The sequence below is a fragment of the Nostoc sp. MG11 genome, from assembly GCF_014904695.1.
In the GTDB taxonomy this organism is placed as follows: Bacteria; Cyanobacteriota; Cyanobacteriia; order Cyanobacteriales; family Nostocaceae; genus Komarekiella.
The window spans coordinates 1-17,048 of sequence record NZ_JACXXN010000043.1; the positions used below are offsets into that span (position 1 = coordinate 1).

Sequence of the window (17,048 nt, forward strand, 5' to 3'; positions counted from 1 at the left end):
AAGTATTTCACGGACGAGTAAGCTTTTTCTACCGACAAAAATTTTTGGGCAACCTTACCTCATCTCTCCATTGGCAATCGCCTGGCTCATACCATTACCCCGCTTTCTAGCATTAAAAGCTGTAGCCCTTATTCTGCATAGCTTAGAGCTTTTCTTAGTGCCATTCGATAATCTAGGCAAGTCCGCGATGGAGTAAACCTGTGAGGTTTTCGATGAGAGCAAATGCTGGTCTACACTGGTTGATAATTCGGAATTGTTCTGTCCAAAGTCCTGATCTGTGGTCGAGTAGTCCCTGTCGATTTCCGGCGTTACTTGTACCCTGGCAAGGCAGTCCCCCACAGATAATGTCAAACTGGTGGCGGGAGCAGTTGTAGTTATTGATGTCAGGGTCGATTGGGACTGTCGGTTGTTCATGACGCAATATTGATTGGGAATAAGGGGATATTTCGACAAATTGCTGGACTTGGAATTTATGGGATAAACCAGCACAAGAGATACCGTGATGGCATAGTCCGCCGATGCCAGAGAAAAGCGAGAGTACTAATTTCATAAGGCGATCACCTCCAACTTTTCTTCTTTTAGCTCCACCTGTGCATTGAATAGCCCCTGTCTGCCAATGATGGGAATAGAAGGCATGATCCGCTTGATATTCTCCAGTTTCCAAGCGAATCTGCCGACACTCCAATCTCCACAGTCAATCTCATCTGACGACTGTTGACTGATGAACGTTGGAGTCATGCGTATGCAGTCGGTCAAATCCACCAGGGCAACTGCACAATCTCTAGGCAAATCAACCCAATCTAAATAATTGTCAGTTTCTACTAGTATCTGTTGATATTTATTGAGCAAGTAGCAATGAGTCAGTTCTTGGTAAGTACTAATCTTTTTGGCAGCACAAATCAACAGTGGGCCTCTGTAATTTGTAGCCCAAGAACGAGTCTTGTATTTCTTTAGTCCCATTGGAATGAGGGAAGCCCAAGTCTTGGGCTAGTAGTTGTTCTAACTCCTGTAGGCGTAAAGTTTTAGCTTCATGGTATGCAGGAAACAATGGTATTTAGCTCAAGGGTTTTCATGCAAACACTTTGTCTTTTTGGTGTTGGATCATCCAAGTAGATGCAGTATTAAAAAACTCATCAATTACGAATGGTATACCCCAACGTTTCTCGCTCAAATGTTGTACCCATTGGCTCAATCTTTCTTCGGTGCAAATAAACTGCAATGGGACATCATAATCATGGTCAATGTAAACAAGATAAGTCCTTTCAAACCGCCAATATTTCATCAGGATCACCTCGCCATATTCAAAAATCGAGAAGTGGATAAATCACACAACATAGTTGCAGTGCCTAATTTGCCGTAAAGGCGGTTTTTCTCGATAATCAACTCGATAGTGCGATCGCTGCTGTCGTTGCTGTAGACAGAGTTGCGATAGAGCATGATTAGTTGGTCACAAACCTCGAATATCTCACCAGAGTTGCGGAGTAAATGACGGTTGGGGCGTTTATCAGCAGAGTTCTGATTAGAGCGATTGATTTGACAGCCTAAGAAAACGGGGATTTTGTGATACTTGGCAATGTCCCGAATCTGACGGGTAATCTTGCCCACCTCATGTGCCATGTTACCGCCCGATTCCAAAGGAATATGCTGCAAATAATCAACAAATACAGCACCAATAGAGCCACCGAATTCAGCAATAGCACGACGCACTGCCGAGCCAATCATCGTGGGGGTGGGGGAGGAGAACTCGTAAAGTTTCCAAGGAAGGTCTGACAGTTGTGCTACTCCCTGCGCTATTTGTGGCCAATACGATTGAGCTTTGGTTTGAATCAGTGCCGCGTCTATATTTGTGATTCTTGAAATCATCCTTTGATTGACAAGAGTTTTGTCTAATTCTGGGGTGATATAGAGGACTGGTTTAGACAACTTGGTCATGATTTCGTAGGCGTAAGAAATCATGAAATGAGTTTTACCCATGTGAGATTCCGCCGCAACTACCACTAAGCTACTTGGATAAATCCCACCAGTAATTGACTCCAGGTCATACCATCCGACTTTTTCACCTGCGGTTTGACCAGCTTCGAGTTTCTGATAGAGGTCAACCGCCATCTCAGATGCGCTGAAGACTTTATGTTGATCGCCATCGGCTTGGTGGGTAACGCTAAAAACTCTTTGTTCAGCTTGTGGTAAATCGGTTTCGGTTTCATACCCCAGACGCACAATTTCATTACCGGCCTTAATTAATTGCCGACGCTGATATTTCTCCATCACCAAGTTGGCGAGGGCATCGATGTTAACAGCAGACACAGTACGGTCGAACAAAGTAGCCAGCTTGTTTCTGCCACCAATACGCTCCAACAAACCATTGTCAGCTAACCAAGTTGCCAAGTAAAGCAGATCTGTGGGATTTCCTTGTGTGTGGAGTCTGAGGGCGGCAGCATAAATGTCCTTGTGGGCGCTCACATAAAAAGCTTCTGAGATGAGGAGATCCGAAATTCGGCTGATTGCCTCTGGGTCAAGCATAATACCACCTAGAATATTCTCTTCTGCTTCAATGTTCTGTGGTGGTAAACGGTCTTGAGCGCGGTCGCAGGAAAAAGAAAGTACGTTGTCTTGATTAGACCGATTATTATACATAACTAGGCTCTTGCTAATTTTAACTGGGCTTCGAGTTCTCGCAAAGGTGATGAGAAAATCTAGAAGTTGATTGAACTGTTTTTGGCACAGCATCAACTTCAAGCTTGGCTAAAAGCTGCTGTTTGATCTCATCCAACGGCATTGGCTCTGGCTGGAGTTTTGGTTCTTCTTGTTGACGACGCAGTTTGTCTTGAGCTATGGCTTGTGCAAGTGAGATGTTTGATGGTGTGGCTTGTGTTTGCACTTGAGACATACGTTTTTCCTCTTGTACAAGGACTTTGTGCCAATAGCTCATCAACTCTTCTAAGGCACCCTTAGTTGCTTCCATATTGCCAATAGACTTCATCACCGTTGGGATTTTCTCTGACCAATTGACCTGACTCTAGCCGGCTCTTTCTTTGGCGATTAACTCTACAAGGGCGCGATCGCAGGTTTGATAAATCTTGTCCCTAGTTGTATGTAGTGCGCCAGGGAAACCGCCAGCCACGCATCTTGATTTCACTCTTGTAGACGGCTGGTAATGAGTCAGACGCCATAACACTGGGGTCTAGTAATATCTGGTCTATCAAGTCCTCAATTGACTGGAACTTTACAGATTTTGGCTTGGATGCTTGATTGCTCTCAGTATTGTTCGTTATTTCGATATAGTCGAACAACTCCGCCGCAATAGAAATTCCACAAGAGGGGTTATCGGTTTGTTGCGAAGACTCGGATTTATTTAATAACAAAGAGGAAAATTCTGGGTTAACTTCTTGTTCGCAAGACTCGATTTGTTTATAAATCAATTCCCGGTTTTTTTCTTCTTTACACACACTCTCATGGGTAGGGGGTGCGCCGGGTTTAGGGGGCGCTTCTTGTATGTGTTTTTATTCTTTTTGGTTTTCTTTATATTGTTCTTCTTTTATATATGCACCCCCTGATCCACCAGTTACCGGATCAACCATCTGCCGGTTTAACCATCTACCGGATGAACCATACGACGGATTTTCAGGGCATGGTGCTGATACATCTTTCTTCTCCGTATAGTTGTTATTTGGATGAGATTTTTCGTTTTTCGGTAAGCTTTCTTTGAATGTGATTGCATCTACGGTGTCCTTGAAGATGTGATATTCCCAATCAAAAAAGCCATTCTCGTCATTAACTCTGCGCCGCACTAAATAATTATGAACTTCGGCAGTTTTGAGAATCTTTCTAAGTTTGTCTCTGCCGTAGCCAAGTGCTTGCTGAATGCTACTAAAATTCATTTCAAAGCCTTCATCGTGTGAAGTCATCCAACAAATCAGTCGAAAAGTTCCGTCATCGATGCTGCTTGTGTCTCGGATTAGCGAGTTTGATATTTGGGTGTAATGACTCCTGGGTGATTTTCCTGCTACAACTTTGCCCATTACTTACTTCTTTAAAGCGTTCGATTGTACTGGTGCTAATAACTTTGCGAAGTTCATAGTTACTCTCCGTGGTTTGTGGCAATTTGAAGGCTGACAGACTACCAGAAATATCGATGTCTGCTTCAGACTATGTATCGGAGTGCTTTCGTTGTAATCAAAACTGTATCCTCTGACTAGACATTCGTCAAGTATTACTCTACAATTTACATAAGATTTGCGAGATGATTGAATAAAGGAGAATTGTCTATGTCTGTAAGTGTGCAAATAGAAAGGGTTATGAGAATAGATGCCCCTGGCATCGGAGCTAAGATCAAAGAAATTAGAGAGCGAGATCCGCGTCCAGTGGAGGAACTAGCGAAAGCTGCCAATATGACTCGTGCTAATTGGTATCGAATTGAACGCGAAGAAAATGACGTTTTACCAGAACCAACACTTCGCAGAATAGAAGAAGTTTTGGGCGCGGATTTTGGAGTAAAGTTTGATGACTGAGCCTATTGTCATCAACTCTTTCGTTTTCATGTAGGAGCGTAGACACTTTGTGGCTTGTCGTTAGACATCGCTGCTATCAAAACCTCTAGATTTTTTACTATGACCGATAAAACCCCGCAAACCGAATATGATTCGCCCTGGAAGCAGATACTACAGTTGTATTTTGCGGACTTCATGCAGTTTTTCTTTCCACAGGCGCACCGAGAATATTGATTGGAGTCGGGGCTTTGAATTTTTGGATAAAGAATTGGCTCAGGTGGTGCGCGATACAGAATTAGGAAAGCGACTTGCTGATAAGTTGGTAAAAGTCTATCGCGCTGGAGGTGATGAAGTTTGGGTATTGGTACATGTAGAAGTGCAGAGCCAAGAAGAAACTGATTTTCCCAGACGTATGTTTGTCTACAACTACAGGATTTTTGACCGTTACAATCGTTCTGTTGCCTCATTGGCGGTGCTTGGTGACGAAAGGGTGAACTGGCGGCCATCGCATTTTGGTTACGAGTTGTTTGGCTGTAAAGTTGATTTTCAATTCCCTATAATCAAGTTGATAGACTATCAACAAAGGCAATCCGAGATCGAAGCCAGCCGTAACCCGTTTGCTACTGTGGTAATGGCTCACCTAGCGGCGGTACAAACCCGTAGTGATAGGTTACAGAGAAAACAATCAAAGCTGGCTTTGGTGCGTCGATTGTACGAGCAGGGGTTTGGGCGGGAGGCTGTTCTCAACCTGTTAGCTTTCATCGACTGGATGCTAACGCTACCATTGGATTTAGAGCAAGAGTTTCAGCGGGAATTAGAACAATTAGAGGAAGAACAGCGTATGCAGTACGTCACCAGCTTTGAACGCAGTGGCATTCGCCAAGGACTGTTAGAAGGAATTGAATTAGGCTTAAAACTGAGATTTGGTACTGAAGGTTTAAGCCTATTAGCAGAAATTTCAACGATTGAGGATGTCGAGCAATTAAGAGCAGTTCTTGCAGGCTTGGAAACGGCAAGTAACTTAGATGAGTTACGCCAGATAATCCGGCGCTCGACAACCGATACCCAGCCAGAAAATTAGCGTTGTTTGATATTTGATTTTCAAGGTTCAATTGGCGTAAGGCGCGTAAATTCGCTTGAATTAAGCTCTCAAATTTGAAACACCAGAATTAATGTATTCTGAGCGGCTGGCTACTTAATGAATCAATGAAAGTTGTGCAGCCACCTTGCTTACTTGGTCTGATGTCCCAAATAGCATCGCATGTCTGCCTGCCTGAACGTCTAACCAGCTTTCCTCCTTTCTCCACATAAGTTTGCGATGCTGGCACACCGTTAATTAGATAATCCACCCGCCCCACTATCGGGTAAACATGATGAATGTGCGCGTCTAGCTTACTAAATGCACTAGCCCGACTTTTAGCCTGGAAAATATCAAACGGCATTAGAAACAGCAACCGCGCCGAAGGATTGTTAGGGTTGAGCAAGGAAAGCGATCGGCCTATAAACCAATACGGTTCAGTTAAGAATAATTGTAGGTTGGGTTGAACGCAGTGAAACCCAACAAAGGCCTGCAAACGTTGGGTTTCGTTCCTCAACCCAACCTACATAATTTAATTTTTTGGGCTTAACTGAACTGTATTGGCCTATAAACTCCATGCACTTGCTGAACGGCGGATTTGTAATCACCAGATCGAATTCAGTTGCAAGTTCGATCTCTGAACGTAAGAAATCAGTACACAGCCAAGTGCAGTCAGGAGCATTTCGCTGTCCCTTCTCCATCCGGCTTTTGTTGATGTCCATGCAAAGGATATTTCGCATATAGGGGTGTGCGATATGCTTAACGATTTGACCAGTACCAGCACAAGGTTCGAGAATGTACAAATCGCTTAGTAGTATTAGCTGTGTCATCGCTTGTGCAATGCTGTCGGGTGTCTCCCAGTCGTCAGTATTCCAAGGAATTGTTGATACTTGCTCTATAACGGTCATACTTTTTCTCCTTACTCTTGAATAATTAGTGCGCTGATTGATTCAAACTCGACTCCACAAATCTCGAAATCTTCATCTAACTCACCAGCATTGTATTTGTCTACTAAATATTGTTTAATAGCATCTGATTCCAATCCGTCAGGAATTTCAACTGGCGTTTGTCGGGGTACTTTTTCTATGACTTCAACGATGACTTGCATGTTTTTAATCAGGCTTGGTGTATAGCGATCGCTTAACTTAATTACTGCATTTGAAATTGTCTGACAGCAACTTCCTCATTCTCATCAAACAATGACATTTGCGATCGCTGACCCTGAATATACGCCTCAGACTCCGCAAGCAGTTTGTCAATACGTTTTTCTAATTCATCTGAAACTACAGCAGATGAAATATGCGGCGTGTTCACCACTACAACCAAATCATTGATTTTGTTCTGAACAGTGATGTTAATACCTACGCTATCATCGAAGTGTTTGAGGGTGACACCTGTAACTTCTCCTTCTGCCCAAGTGTCAGAGTCTAGTCCACAGAACTTTATTGCCTCATCTAGGAGTGCATTCATGGCATTAAAGAACGATACTTTAGGTTCTTCATTACAGAAAAATTTAACTGTTTTACGCTCATTTGAGCTAGATTGTGGAGGTAAATCGTAGATGATTTCTATGTCGTTATCCTTGACTTTGATTTTGTTAATTTCCATAGAGTTGTGGGAAGATATAGAGTTTTGTTGTCACTAGAATGTCTGGAATTAATTAGCTAAAGACTGGTAAGTTAGACATGGATAATTACTCCTTCTTGATTAGGCGATTGCTTGACAAGCATTCCCCTTGGGATTGCCGCAGGCATCGCTTTCATCTCCACGGGGTAAAATTATTCCACTGGAACCAGACCGAGCCAGATTGAGGGTATGCATCTATCTGTGCAATGGACGTCCATTGGATCTCCCCAGTAGCAGCAAGCGTTAATTGCGAATGTAGGGTTATCTACAAGAGTTCCATCTTGCAGGAGTAGCGTGGAGATATAATCTTCAACCCAAATCCAACCACTCTCGCTGCAAGTATTGGGTGTAAAAGTTCCCCCACCTGGTTCGACTCCAGCGGTTGCAATCATCTTTGTTATAGCGCCACACCTTGAAGACTTGATTCCAGTGTGCGAGGAAGTTAAGGGCCACAGGCTTGGATTGCATGAGAATCTGTTTATCTTCAGGCACAAACTTCAAGTCTTCATGCAGCCTGGGAAGCTCCGCCGTGATGCCACCGTACTCAACCGTGTACCATTCAATTCCGCTGATGTTCTGCTCTACCTGAGATGCCCAGACACTTTCTCGTTCTCTAGCGGCTTGCTGCACTTTTCCCATGAACACATCGAAACGCAGTATGCCTTCAACTAGGGAGAGGCCACCTTGTACTACATGATTTTGAAGAACTGGGTCGTAAGCTGACTCGTACCCGGCAGTGTTGATGGAGTCGATTTGTTGAGCTATTGTGGCTGCTCTTGGGTCTTGGAATTTAGTCATTTTCACTCGTCTGCAAAGTATTTCTTGTTTGTGCAACAGGCATTACAATTTTTGATACAGTTATTCGTTGAATGCGGGTGTCAGTGAAGTAATTAGCGGTAAGTATTTATCAACGTTTCAGGCAACTGATAATTGATAAATAATGACTGAGACTACTAAACTGATGCCCGTTCCTTTTTGCTACTGAAAGCCCCCGCTTTCGAGAGCGCTGTACCAGGACTTGGGTGTGCAAAGAACTCCTCTACAGCTTTGGTCAATCCTGCGGCAACAATCGGCTCATGGCAGGCGTAGACATAAACTGACTGTTGAACGCCATTAACCAGTCGCGTTTCTTGGCGATCGCCCAGTTGTGGATAGAATGTTCTCACCCACGTCCCCAGATGTCCCCGGTAGTGAGTGCCTTTGATAGGGACTTTCTTACCCAGTTCACTCTCCGCGAAGTTGACCACGCCCATCCATTTTTCTTGTGTACCAGGGAGTGACTGTCTGTTGTAGTCAGCAAACAGATTGGCGGCGTAATCATTTATCTGCTGCTCCATATAAGGGTTGAGCTTTTGCCCTGTTAACCTCAGTCAAGGTCTTCATTGCTTCCACCAGCGTTTTTAGCCGCTGTTCAACTGGAGGGAGGGCTGGTGTGGGAGAATGAGTTTCCGTGATAGAAGGTACAGATGCAACTAAATCTAAAATGATGGTTCTTACTTGTGCTGCTACCTCAGACTGCTGTAACAACATTGCGATTCTCAACACGCCAAGAGCCGAAAAAACTCTAACCTGAGATGTCTTAGATGGTAGACAGAGCGTCTGTCGAGCATCCCGTAAGTCTTTTCCTGTGAAGGTTTTAGTTTCTTCAGTTCGGAATTCCGGGTGATTAACCCTGTAGAGTTCTTTAACCGCTGATTCCGTCACCTCAAAATATTCTGCTACCTGTGCAGTGGTAGCCCAACCACTGCCACCTCAGATAGCGAAAATTATTGCTTTAGCCTTGGAGAGAATGGATAAAGCTTTGTCGCTCTCAAAATTTTTTAAAGCCGAAGCCCTCAGCGTTCTCGACTCCAGCAACACCGACTGATTTAAAGGTAAACTCATATTGTTCCTTGGAAAATAGGACAGGCGATCGCTGACTTTGGACGGTGGGCGATCGCTTCAGTTAAGAGGTTTTGCTAAATGCACTTTTGACCTCTTCAATGGCGAGTGATTCTATATTCGGCTGACACTCAACTCCTAATATTTTGGCTATTCTGCCAAGGGTTTCAACCTTAATAGACTTATTTTTGTTGCTAGTTATTTGCCAAACAGCTGTTCCTGTAACACCTGCTGCCTCACCAAGTTTTTGAAAAGACAAACCTTTCTCTTTCATTGCTTCGGCTAAATCGTTCTCCAACCCTGGAACATCAATCGTGATGGTTACTTTCACTTCCATTTCCTAAATCACCTCCTTTGATTGAAGCATTAACTATTAGCTGTTAGTTGACAACCGACAGCTAATAGTTTATGGATTTTGAGAGGTTAATGGTGATGTCAAGGGAAGAACTACTGCCTAATTGACCTCCTGCGATTAACTATTAGCTACCTTCTATAAACCATAAGCTAATGATTTACAAAAGTCAATAAGCTAGTCACTGGAATCATCTTAGACTTATTTAACAACCATTAGCTAATGGTTTGTGGTGGTAATCACAAGGGAGGAAGTGAGCGCCAGCCTCCCAGCTAAATATAGGGGCACTCAAGATCAACCTAATCAAATCAAGTTAACGTCCGAGTCCAAACATAGTTCCAAGACATGATTTCAGCTAATTAAAGCTAACAGCCGCCGGGACTAGCAGCCGGAAGCCTTAAACTTGTAATGATCAAGCCACCGCGAGATGATTCCGATGACCTACCACGTCTAAAAACTGGTTGTAAGAACTTCGATTTTTCAGAACAAAGGCGATCGCATACTAAGAGCGATCGCCTTCTGCAATTCCACAAGACTGCACAGAAGGCACGGCAAATGCCCAATGCCTTGTCTACAGTCTTTGTGCTGTGATGTTAACAAAAGGTAATAATAGGGAGGTGGTGAGGGCCATCAGTGAGAGTTTAAGATAAAGTGCCTTTTGTCAATCAGTTAAAATACTCAAAATATCCTTGATTATCATTATCTTTAAAGTCTTGAACTGCTTTTATAGGAGATGAAAAAGTATTGTAACGACATAAAAATTGGGCAGCATTGTTAGGTAAATTCAATTATCAAACAAGGTAATGAAAAGTTTGGTCTACCATTATGCCCAAGCGACAAAAACAAAACTCTGACCACGGACACAAACATAATACTCCTACTATAGATAATGAGGCGATTTTTCAACAATTAGAAGCGTTATTTACTCCAGCTATTTTTGCTCAACAAAAATATTACAAACAATTAGGATTAAGAGATAGAATTTTAAATTTATCGTTCATGGTAGCAGCAGTATTAATACTATTGTGGAGGCAAGTTCCTGGAGTACAAGAGTTAAATCGCCTTTTGGCAAGAGAAGGTTTCTTATGGTGTCGTGTAACTAAAGTTGCTCAACAATCACTTTCTCAAAGATTTTTGGCATTTCCTGCTGAATTATTTGAGCGAGTCTTTAAAGATTTACTACCTCAGTTACAATTAGATTGGCAGCAACGGCTTAGGCGACCACTGCCAGATAGTGTTAAGTTTGCACGGGCGAATTTTGAACATATTTGGATAGCTGATGGCTCCACATTAGAAGCGTTATTTCGGAAGCTAAAAAGCCTGGAAGACTTAAAAACAGGACAGTTAGCCGGAAAAATTTGTACAGTTATTGTTTGGTCACGCGTTTACCCGTCGAAGTTTGGTTTCACACTAATCCAGCAGCATTAGACACTAATTTTGAAGCGGCATTATTAAATTTACTGCCTACTAAAACTCTGATTTTACTTGACAGAGGTTTTTATCATTTCCACTTTTTACAACAACTTATTAACCAAGAAGTCCATTTTATTACTCGTTTAAAAGCTAAAGCATCTATTAAATATCTAAAGATTTTTAGCTATGACTATTCTCTTAAATACCGATTGATTCAACTTGGTACTGGTCGCGGTGGCGCACCAGTTCTTAACTTTACGTTTAATCGAAATAAAAGTTGGTAAAACTAGCTATTCTTACATTACTTCTATTCTCGATCCAAATATATTACCATCATACGTTGTGGCAGATTTATATCGCCGGAGATGGAGAATTGAAGAAGCTTTTTACACGGTAAAACGCTTACTAGGGCTATCTTATTTGTGGACGGGTTCTATTAATGGTGTCAAGTTACAAGTCTGGGCTACTTGGCTGTTTTATGCAGTATTAGTTGACTTGAGAGATGCGGTAGCTGACGAATTATCTCTGCCGTTTGACCGCATTTCTTTGGAGATGATCTTTGGTGGTTTGTACTATTTTAGCGTTGCCTATGACAAAGGCAAAGCTGAAGACCCTATTCAGTATTTCGCTGCCAAAGAAAATCAAGATTTAGGAATAGTCAAAGCCCTACGAAAACCAGTCTCAAAGCTAGATTTATCTCCTTTTCCTACACCCTCTTGACAAAAGTGCAATTACCTTAACCTCTCACTGATGGGGTGCGGAAGTTGGGTTACATCCAACGGGAAACCAAGCCTTTCCATCCATCTGGGTCGAGTTCAGGTTGAGAAAATGCAATGTTGGAGAATTAATGAAAGCATCATCACGTCAAAATTGTAGCGATTAGAATTTGAAGATCGCGACCGAGGTCAGAGATAGGGTTCGACATAAATTGAGATCTCAATTTATGTTGATTTCTACAGCCTCGATCGCTGCAACTATTCGCTTCTCGCCCTATTGACGATGGCGAGGCGACGCTCAATGCCTTCGCCTCACTCAGTTGACGGCTGACCGATTTAGATGCCTTGACCGCCGGATACTTCGATCCGTTGTGCAGTCACCCAGCGGTTGCTCTCGGACAGCAGGCTGGCAATCATCGGTCCGATGTCGTCCGGCACACCGACGCGACCGAGCGCGGTCATGCCAGCAAATTGCTGGTTGACATCCGCGTTGTCGCGCACGAGACCGCCACCGAAATCGGTCTCGTGCGCGCCTGGTGCAACCGTGTTGACCGCAATCCCGCGACTGCCCAACTCCTTAGCCATGTAGACAGTGAGCATATCGACTGCGGCCTTGACTGCCGCGTAAGCGGAATAGCCGGGGTAGGACACCCGGGTCAGTCCAGTGCCTAGGTTCACGATGCGACCGCCGTCCGCCAAAAGCGGCAAGAGCGCCTGGGTAAGGAAGAATACGCCCTTGAAATGGACATTGACCATCGCGTCGAACTGCGCCTCGGTTATCTTCTCAATCAAAGCGTACTCGCCATAACCGGCGTTATTGACAAGGTGGTCAAAGGTCTCGCGCTGCCAGGTCTCGCGCAGCGCTGTCCGCAGGTGCTCAGCAAAGGGCGCGAAAGCGGTGACATCGCTGCTGTCGAGCTGAAAGGCGATCGCCTTGCGACCCATCGCATCGATCTCGGCGACAACGGCTTGCGCGTCTTTGGCACTGCTCTTGTACGTAATGATGACATCGCCGCCTTGGCGAGCCACACTTAAAGCCGTGTTTCGTCCAAGCCCACGGCTGGCTCCGGTGATTAGGGTGATTTTAGTCATGCGACAACTCCTTGGTTGATCTTTGGTTGATGGATATATTTTGAGATAAGTCTGTGATGACGAATGCTCAAGCACTATGAGGTGTGGGGCTGTGAGTGCTGTAAGGGGATGCTTGAGATCAAACTATCCTCAGTGGAGCCTTAATTCTGTCTGATCGGTCGGACGATGATTTCGTTGACATCCACATCTGCGGGCTGCTCGATTGCAAAGGCAATGGCACGGGCGATCGCATCTGCTGAGATCACTGCCTCGCGGAATTCCTCCAACCACTGTGCCGCTTCAGCATCGGTCGTGGTGCTAGCCAGTTCAGATTCGGTTGTTCCGGGCGAGATCACTGTAACCCGAATATCCGTCGATTCCTGCCGCAGTCCCTCGGAGATTGCTGAGACCGCAAACTTGGTGGCGCAGTACACGACTGCGGTTGGGTATACGTTGTGCCCACCGATCGAGGAGATATTCACAAACTGTCCAGACTGCTGCTGCTTGAAGACGGGCAGGGCGGCAGCAATGCCATGAAGGACGCCGCGAATATTCACATCGATCATGCGATTCCATTCGTCGATCTTCAACGCCTCTAGCTTCGCGAGCGGCATCAACCCTGCATTGTTCACCATCACATCAAGCCGACCAAATTTGTCTTTGGCAAACTCAACGCAGGCTTGCATGTCTTCGAGGCTAGTTACGTCCAGGGCATGACAGGCGGCTGCACCTCCTTTCTGGCGAATTTCGGAGGCGATCATCTCCAGTCGATCGGTACGCCGTGCCCCCAGCACAACCCGTAAACCCTTCTGAGCAAGTAATCTAGCAGTGGCTTCACCAATACCGCTACTCGCACCAGTAATCAGCACAACTTTCTGTGTGTTTTCGTTAGTCGTCATGAAACTGTACCTCCTAAATTGCACATTCCGCTTTAATTTGAACAAGAACGCGACTGCGCTCTTTTAGGAACTTTGCTTCATTACTTTGAATTATGGCACTTACAGACTGAAAAGTAATTGACAATCCACTCAAATAACTGCCTAATTCACTCAGAATTGATAAAATTAAGCAACTAGATGAACTTCGATCGTGATGGATCACTGTGAACAAACTACATGAACTCGCTCAGATTCTTTCACGCCACAGCTTCGCGTCGGAACAAATACAGCCCACCCTGGTGCCTCGGCTTTCAATTTTTCATGCCGATCGTCCAACCACTCGAACGCCTGCCGTCTATCACCCGCTATTCTGCTTAGTTGTCTCTGGTCGAAAGCAAGTGTTCTTTGGTGAGAAGACGTCTGAGTACGCACCAGGCGATTGCTTTCTCGTTACCGTCAATCTGCCGGTTGTGGGCACGATTTTGCAGGCGCTTCCTGAGACTCCGTATCTCTCGCTATGCCTTGATCTACACCCCACAACGCTTGCCGAAATCGCTATTCGAGCACCAGTGGTGTCCAGCACCACACCAGGAAGCAATCAGGGGCTTCAGGTGGGAACCGCTACAACCGAAGTGATTGATGCCGCCTTCAGGCTGGCGCAATTACTCGACAATCTCCAGCATGTTGATGTCCTGGCGCCGTTATACGAGCAGGAACTGCTCTATCGACTCTACGTTGGTCCGTGGGGTCGGTCACTGCTGTCGGCAAGTCAAGCAAACAGCCGACTGTCAAAGGTTGGCAGAGCGATTGCCTGGTTGCACGAACACTACACGACTGACTATACCGCAGATGAATTAGCCAGAATTGCGGGGATGAGTGTTTCGACGATGAATCGCCATTTTCGTGAAATCACTGCCATGAGTCCACTCGAATACCAAAAGTGTATTCGTCTTCAGGAGGCGAGGCGTCTGCTTACAAGCCAACTCACAGATGTTTCTAGCACTGGATATGCCGTGGGCTATTCAAGCCCGTCGCAATTCAATCGTGAGTATAGTCGCCTCTTTGGCGAGTCACCCGGTCGTCATGCGAGTCGGATGAGAAGTGCAAAGGAATAGACGCAACACTCAGCATAATGACCGCTCCATTGGCTCAATTCTCACTATTTACGTGTTATCGAAGTGTTCGCCAGTTGAAGCCCGAAGCATTTCAGCGCGATATTGACTAGGTGGGATACCTGACCAGCGCTTAAATGCGATCGAGAAGGCTGCGTCTGATCGATAACCGACTCGACCAGACACGGTTCCAATATTGTTGGTTCCATCGAGCAGCAGTCCAGCGGCAACGTGCATCCGCCACGCGGTCAGATAACTCAGCGCCCCCTGTCCTACTAGAGTGCTGAATCGCTGTGCAAAGACGGCTCTCGAACAGCCAACCTCTTCGGCAAGCATTTGCAATGTCCAACGACGTTCCGGTGCGGCATGCATACAGCCAATCGCCCGCCCGACCAGCGGGTCCATGATGCCGCGCATCCAGCCAACGGAATTGTGCAGGTCTGTCGCCAGATACGTGCGGAGAGCCTGCATAAAGAGCAGATCAGTGAGTTTAGTGACCACTAGATTTGAGCCTGGCTGTCCTTCTGCAAGCTCCTCCGCAATGGCGTTTGGGATCGTTCTCAACCACGGTATATTGCAGTCTGTTCCACAACGAACAACCAGCACCGGTGGCAATGCGGTGAGTAGCGGATTTCTGTAGGGGTCACCAAAGGAGAAGATGCCGACGAGGATCACACTTTGCGAACCACCGCCGCCATGCTGGAGGTGGACTGTTCTGCGATAGCGCATACCGCGCCGATATGGCTCGATGCCCGCCTGATCCAGTAGCCTTAGCAAAGGCACCGCAGGCGCTCTTGCGGAGTCGAAACCCGTCAGATCATGCGGCTCTCCGCTGGGCAGCACCAGGAAGTCTCCCTCATACAGGTCGTAAAGGTTGTTTGCGGTTCCAATTTGGGCTTTGCCGGAAAGCACTACATAGAATGGTGCGACAGAGCTGGCGCTCTTCTGAATCCGCCAAGGCTCGGTTGCCTCTAATTGGCAAAAAACGCAGCTTTCCTGACGCAAATCGGCGAGAAGTTGATCGATTACATCCATAGCAAGACGATCGCGAATGAAATACAGACGAACACACAGGCATCGTCTGCTCTTTCGATTTTAAGATGAACCAGTGACGCAGGATATTTATCTGGAACAGGAGTAGGAGAAAATGCGAATTTTCGTGACTGGAGCAACCGGATATATTGGACGCGTTGTAACAGAACGGGCGATCGCCCAAGGACATGATGTATACGGGTTGTCGCGGAGAGAGGATGGAGATGCAATGTTGCGGGCACTTGGTGCAACTCCTGTGCGTGGAGAACTGACCAGTCTGGACGTACTGCGGCAGGAGAGTGCCCAAGCCGATGCCGTGTTGCATCTTGCCTACATTCACGATTGGGCAATGGATTACGAGAAGATTCTGCGCGTTGATGCGGATGCCGTAGATGCATTGGGCGACCCGTTACGCGGTACAGGGAAAGCGCTAGTGACAACATCGGGTTCGGGGCTGGCTGCTGCCGATCCAGATGGGGGTGAGACGAGTGAAGACGCACCGCCGTCGCAAACTGCTGTCCTCAAGGATCGCATCCGTTCCGAGCGTCATGCCCTGAGTCTGAGCGACGACAGGGTGCGGGTCAGCGTGATTCGTCTGCCTCCCTACGTCTATGGACGCGGCGGCAGCTACTTCCTGCCGTTGCTGATGCAGAAGGCTGCCGAGAACGGTGAGTCCATCTATGCTGATGATGGCAGCTTGCGGACATCTGACGTGCATGTGGACGATGCAGCGGAGTTGTTCCTGCTCGCTGCACAAAAGGCGAAGGCCGGAGAGGTCTTTAACGGAACTGGATCGACGAGCCTAACTCTGAAGGCAATGGCTGAGGCGATCGGAGCCGTTCTCCAAGTGCCAGTCCGCTCGGTGAGCCGCGAAGAGGCGGAAACGAAATGGGGTGAATTCCTCACCGCGTTTGTTCAAGACCCGAACCGGGCTGCTAATCGCAAAGCAGTAGAACAGTTGGGATGGCAGCCAAAGGGCGTTGATATGCTGACGGATATCAAATCAGGGTCATATCAAGCAATGGTGGCTAAGTTGAGACAGGTCTCCAAGGTAGAATAGCCATTCAGAGGGCACGCGATCGCAGTCAATTCCCGTATGCGGACAGCACCAAATTAAATGACATCGCAACGCTCATTAGTATGGTTGAAAAGTAGTTCAAAACAGGAGGGAAACATTATGATGCTTGAAAAATGATGCTTGAAAATAAAGTTGTCTTAGTCATGGAAGGCACATCCGAAATTGGCAGAGCCACCGCGGTGGCTCCGCTGCCGAAGGCAACGCCCTAGATGCTGCGGGTGCAAAAGCTGTGTTTTTCGGCAAACGCGATGAAGGTGAAGAAACTGCGACGCTGATTGGCTTTGTTGCGTAACATAGTTGAGCCTAGATTAGTTGCTTCTTAAT

The 17,048-nt window shown here is 46.0% G+C and carries 24 protein-coding genes and 1 pseudogene; 6 read left to right on the forward strand and 19 right to left on the reverse strand.

The genetic code is table 11. The features are described 5' to 3' along the window. Nucleotides 1-172: 172 nt before the first annotated feature. From HCR01_RS30845 to HCR01_RS30875, 7 genes are all read right to left on the reverse strand, one after another. The gene (locus HCR01_RS30845) at nt 173-550 is read right to left on the reverse strand and encodes a DNA cytosine methyltransferase (protein ID WP_193199816.1); all 378 of its coding nucleotides are present in this window, start codon (nt 548-550) and stop codon (nt 173-175) included. Beyond that, nucleotides 547-960, reverse strand: a complete 414-nt coding sequence (locus HCR01_RS30850) for a hypothetical protein (protein WP_193199817.1) — start codon at nt 958-960, stop codon at nt 547-549. The genes HCR01_RS30845 and HCR01_RS30850 overlap by 4 nt, the downstream gene beginning before the upstream one ends. 109 nt (nt 961-1,069) lie before the next feature. Next, nucleotides 1,070-1,282, reverse strand: coding sequence for a hypothetical protein (locus tag HCR01_RS30855; protein WP_193199818.1), 213 nt, complete (start codon nt 1,280-1,282; stop codon nt 1,070-1,072). A 5-nt stretch (nt 1,283-1,287) separates the two neighbouring features. Beyond that, complete coding sequence (locus HCR01_RS30860) at nt 1,288-2,634, reverse strand: replicative DNA helicase (protein ID WP_193199819.1); 1,347 nt, start codon at nt 2,632-2,634, stop codon at nt 1,288-1,290. A gap of 19 nt (nt 2,635-2,653) precedes the next feature. Next, on the reverse strand, nt 2,654-2,983 hold the full coding sequence (locus HCR01_RS30865; protein ID WP_193199820.1) for a hypothetical protein: 330 nt from the start codon (nt 2,981-2,983) through the stop codon (nt 2,654-2,656). A gap of 100 nt (nt 2,984-3,083) precedes the next feature. Beyond that, the gene (locus HCR01_RS30870; protein WP_226889756.1) at nt 3,084-3,419 is read right to left on the reverse strand and encodes a hypothetical protein; all 336 of its coding nucleotides are present in this window, start codon (nt 3,417-3,419) and stop codon (nt 3,084-3,086) included. 81 nt (nt 3,420-3,500) lie between these two features. Then, nucleotides 3,501-3,878, reverse strand: a complete 378-nt coding sequence (locus HCR01_RS30875) for a hypothetical protein (protein ID WP_193199822.1) — start codon at nt 3,876-3,878, stop codon at nt 3,501-3,503. Nucleotides 3,879-4,265: 387 nt separating this feature from the next. Here HCR01_RS30875 and HCR01_RS30880 point away from each other — a divergent pair, with 387 nt between their 5' ends. Together HCR01_RS30880 and HCR01_RS30885 are read left to right on the forward strand one after the other, a co-directional pair. Then, on the forward strand, nt 4,266-4,508 hold the full coding sequence (locus tag HCR01_RS30880; RefSeq protein ID WP_193199823.1) for a helix-turn-helix domain-containing protein: 243 nt from the start codon (nt 4,266-4,268) through the stop codon (nt 4,506-4,508). A gap of 127 nt (nt 4,509-4,635) precedes the next feature. After that, the gene (locus tag HCR01_RS30885) at nt 4,636-5,568 is read left to right on the forward strand and encodes a cytosolic protein (protein WP_320073215.1); all 933 of its coding nucleotides are present in this window, start codon (nt 4,636-4,638) and stop codon (nt 5,566-5,568) included. Between the two features lie 88 nt (nt 5,569-5,656). On the opposite strand, the gene HCR01_RS30890 is transcribed toward HCR01_RS30885, so the two are convergent. From HCR01_RS30890 to HCR01_RS30930, 8 genes are all read right to left on the reverse strand, one after another. Beyond that, on the reverse strand, nt 5,657-5,971 hold the full coding sequence (locus HCR01_RS30890; RefSeq protein WP_193199824.1) for a hypothetical protein: 315 nt from the start codon (nt 5,969-5,971) through the stop codon (nt 5,657-5,659). A gap of 31 nt (nt 5,972-6,002) precedes the next feature. After that, nucleotides 6,003-6,473, reverse strand: coding sequence for a hypothetical protein (locus HCR01_RS30895; RefSeq protein ID WP_193199853.1), 471 nt, complete (start codon nt 6,471-6,473; stop codon nt 6,003-6,005). Between the two features lie 11 nt (nt 6,474-6,484). Next, entirely contained in the window at nt 6,485-6,673 is a 189-nt protein-coding gene (locus tag HCR01_RS30900; protein WP_193199825.1) for a hypothetical protein, read from the reverse strand. Between the two features lie 41 nt (nt 6,674-6,714). Beyond that, nucleotides 6,715-7,173 (reverse strand): hypothetical protein, encoded by a 459-nt coding sequence (locus tag HCR01_RS30905; protein ID WP_193199826.1) that lies wholly within the window; start codon nt 7,171-7,173, stop codon nt 6,715-6,717. 327 nt (nt 7,174-7,500) lie between these two features. After that, the gene (locus tag HCR01_RS30910) at nt 7,501-7,989 is read right to left on the reverse strand and encodes a hypothetical protein (protein ID WP_226889757.1); all 489 of its coding nucleotides are present in this window, start codon (nt 7,987-7,989) and stop codon (nt 7,501-7,503) included. A gap of 155 nt (nt 7,990-8,144) precedes the next feature. Then, nucleotides 8,145-8,528 carry a hypothetical protein gene (locus HCR01_RS30915; RefSeq protein ID WP_193199854.1) on the reverse strand — a complete coding sequence of 128 codons (384 nt, stop codon included), beginning with the start codon at nt 8,526-8,528 and terminating at the stop codon, nt 8,145-8,147. Continuing rightward, the gene (locus HCR01_RS30920; protein WP_193199827.1) at nt 8,509-8,895 is read right to left on the reverse strand and encodes a hypothetical protein; all 387 of its coding nucleotides are present in this window, start codon (nt 8,893-8,895) and stop codon (nt 8,509-8,511) included. The genes HCR01_RS30915 and HCR01_RS30920 overlap by 20 nt, the downstream gene beginning before the upstream one ends. A 241-nt stretch (nt 8,896-9,136) precedes the next feature. Next, entirely contained in the window at nt 9,137-9,409 is a 273-nt protein-coding gene (locus HCR01_RS30930; RefSeq protein ID WP_193199829.1) for a helix-turn-helix domain-containing protein, read from the reverse strand. A gap of 423 nt (nt 9,410-9,832) precedes the next feature. Here HCR01_RS30930 and HCR01_RS30935 point away from each other — a divergent pair, with 423 nt between their 5' ends. After that, entirely contained in the window at nt 9,833-10,015 is a 183-nt protein-coding gene (locus HCR01_RS30935; protein ID WP_193199830.1) for a hypothetical protein, read from the forward strand. A gap of 234 nt (nt 10,016-10,249) precedes the next feature. Further along, nucleotides 10,250-11,545, forward strand: a pseudogene (locus HCR01_RS30940) (IS4 family transposase); the annotation flags it as partial. A gap of 344 nt (nt 11,546-11,889) precedes the next feature. On the opposite strand, the gene HCR01_RS30945 reads toward HCR01_RS30940, so the two are convergent. Together HCR01_RS30945 and HCR01_RS30950 are read right to left on the reverse strand one after the other, a co-directional pair. Next, entirely contained in the window at nt 11,890-12,645 is a 756-nt protein-coding gene (locus HCR01_RS30945) for an SDR family NAD(P)-dependent oxidoreductase (RefSeq protein WP_193199831.1), read from the reverse strand. Between the two features lie 140 nt (nt 12,646-12,785). Further along, on the reverse strand, nt 12,786-13,523 hold the full coding sequence (locus HCR01_RS30950) for an SDR family oxidoreductase (protein ID WP_193199832.1): 738 nt from the start codon (nt 13,521-13,523) through the stop codon (nt 12,786-12,788). A gap of 203 nt (nt 13,524-13,726) precedes the next feature. On the opposite strand from HCR01_RS30950, the gene HCR01_RS30955 reads away from it, so the two are divergent. Continuing rightward, on the forward strand, nt 13,727-14,617 hold the full coding sequence (locus HCR01_RS30955) for an AraC family transcriptional regulator (protein WP_193199833.1): 891 nt from the start codon (nt 13,727-13,729) through the stop codon (nt 14,615-14,617). Between the two features lie 48 nt (nt 14,618-14,665). Here the strand turns inward: HCR01_RS30955 and HCR01_RS30960 are convergent, their stop codons facing one another. Together HCR01_RS30960 and HCR01_RS40580 are read right to left on the reverse strand one after the other, a co-directional pair. After that, nucleotides 14,666-15,649: an AraC family transcriptional regulator gene (locus tag HCR01_RS30960; protein ID WP_193199834.1), complete on the reverse strand. Its 984-nt coding sequence runs from the start codon at nt 15,647-15,649 to the stop codon at nt 14,666-14,668. After that, complete coding sequence (locus tag HCR01_RS40580) at nt 15,640-15,888, reverse strand: hypothetical protein (protein ID WP_320073220.1); 249 nt, start codon at nt 15,886-15,888, stop codon at nt 15,640-15,642. The genes HCR01_RS30960 and HCR01_RS40580 overlap by 10 nt, the downstream gene beginning before the upstream one ends. Here HCR01_RS40580 and HCR01_RS30965 point away from each other — a divergent pair. Next, the gene (locus tag HCR01_RS30965) at nt 15,774-16,706 is read left to right on the forward strand and encodes an SDR family oxidoreductase (RefSeq protein ID WP_320073217.1); all 933 of its coding nucleotides are present in this window, start codon (nt 15,774-15,776) and stop codon (nt 16,704-16,706) included. The genes HCR01_RS40580 and HCR01_RS30965 overlap by 115 nt on opposite strands. The last annotated feature ends 342 nt before the right edge of the window (nt 16,707-17,048 follow it).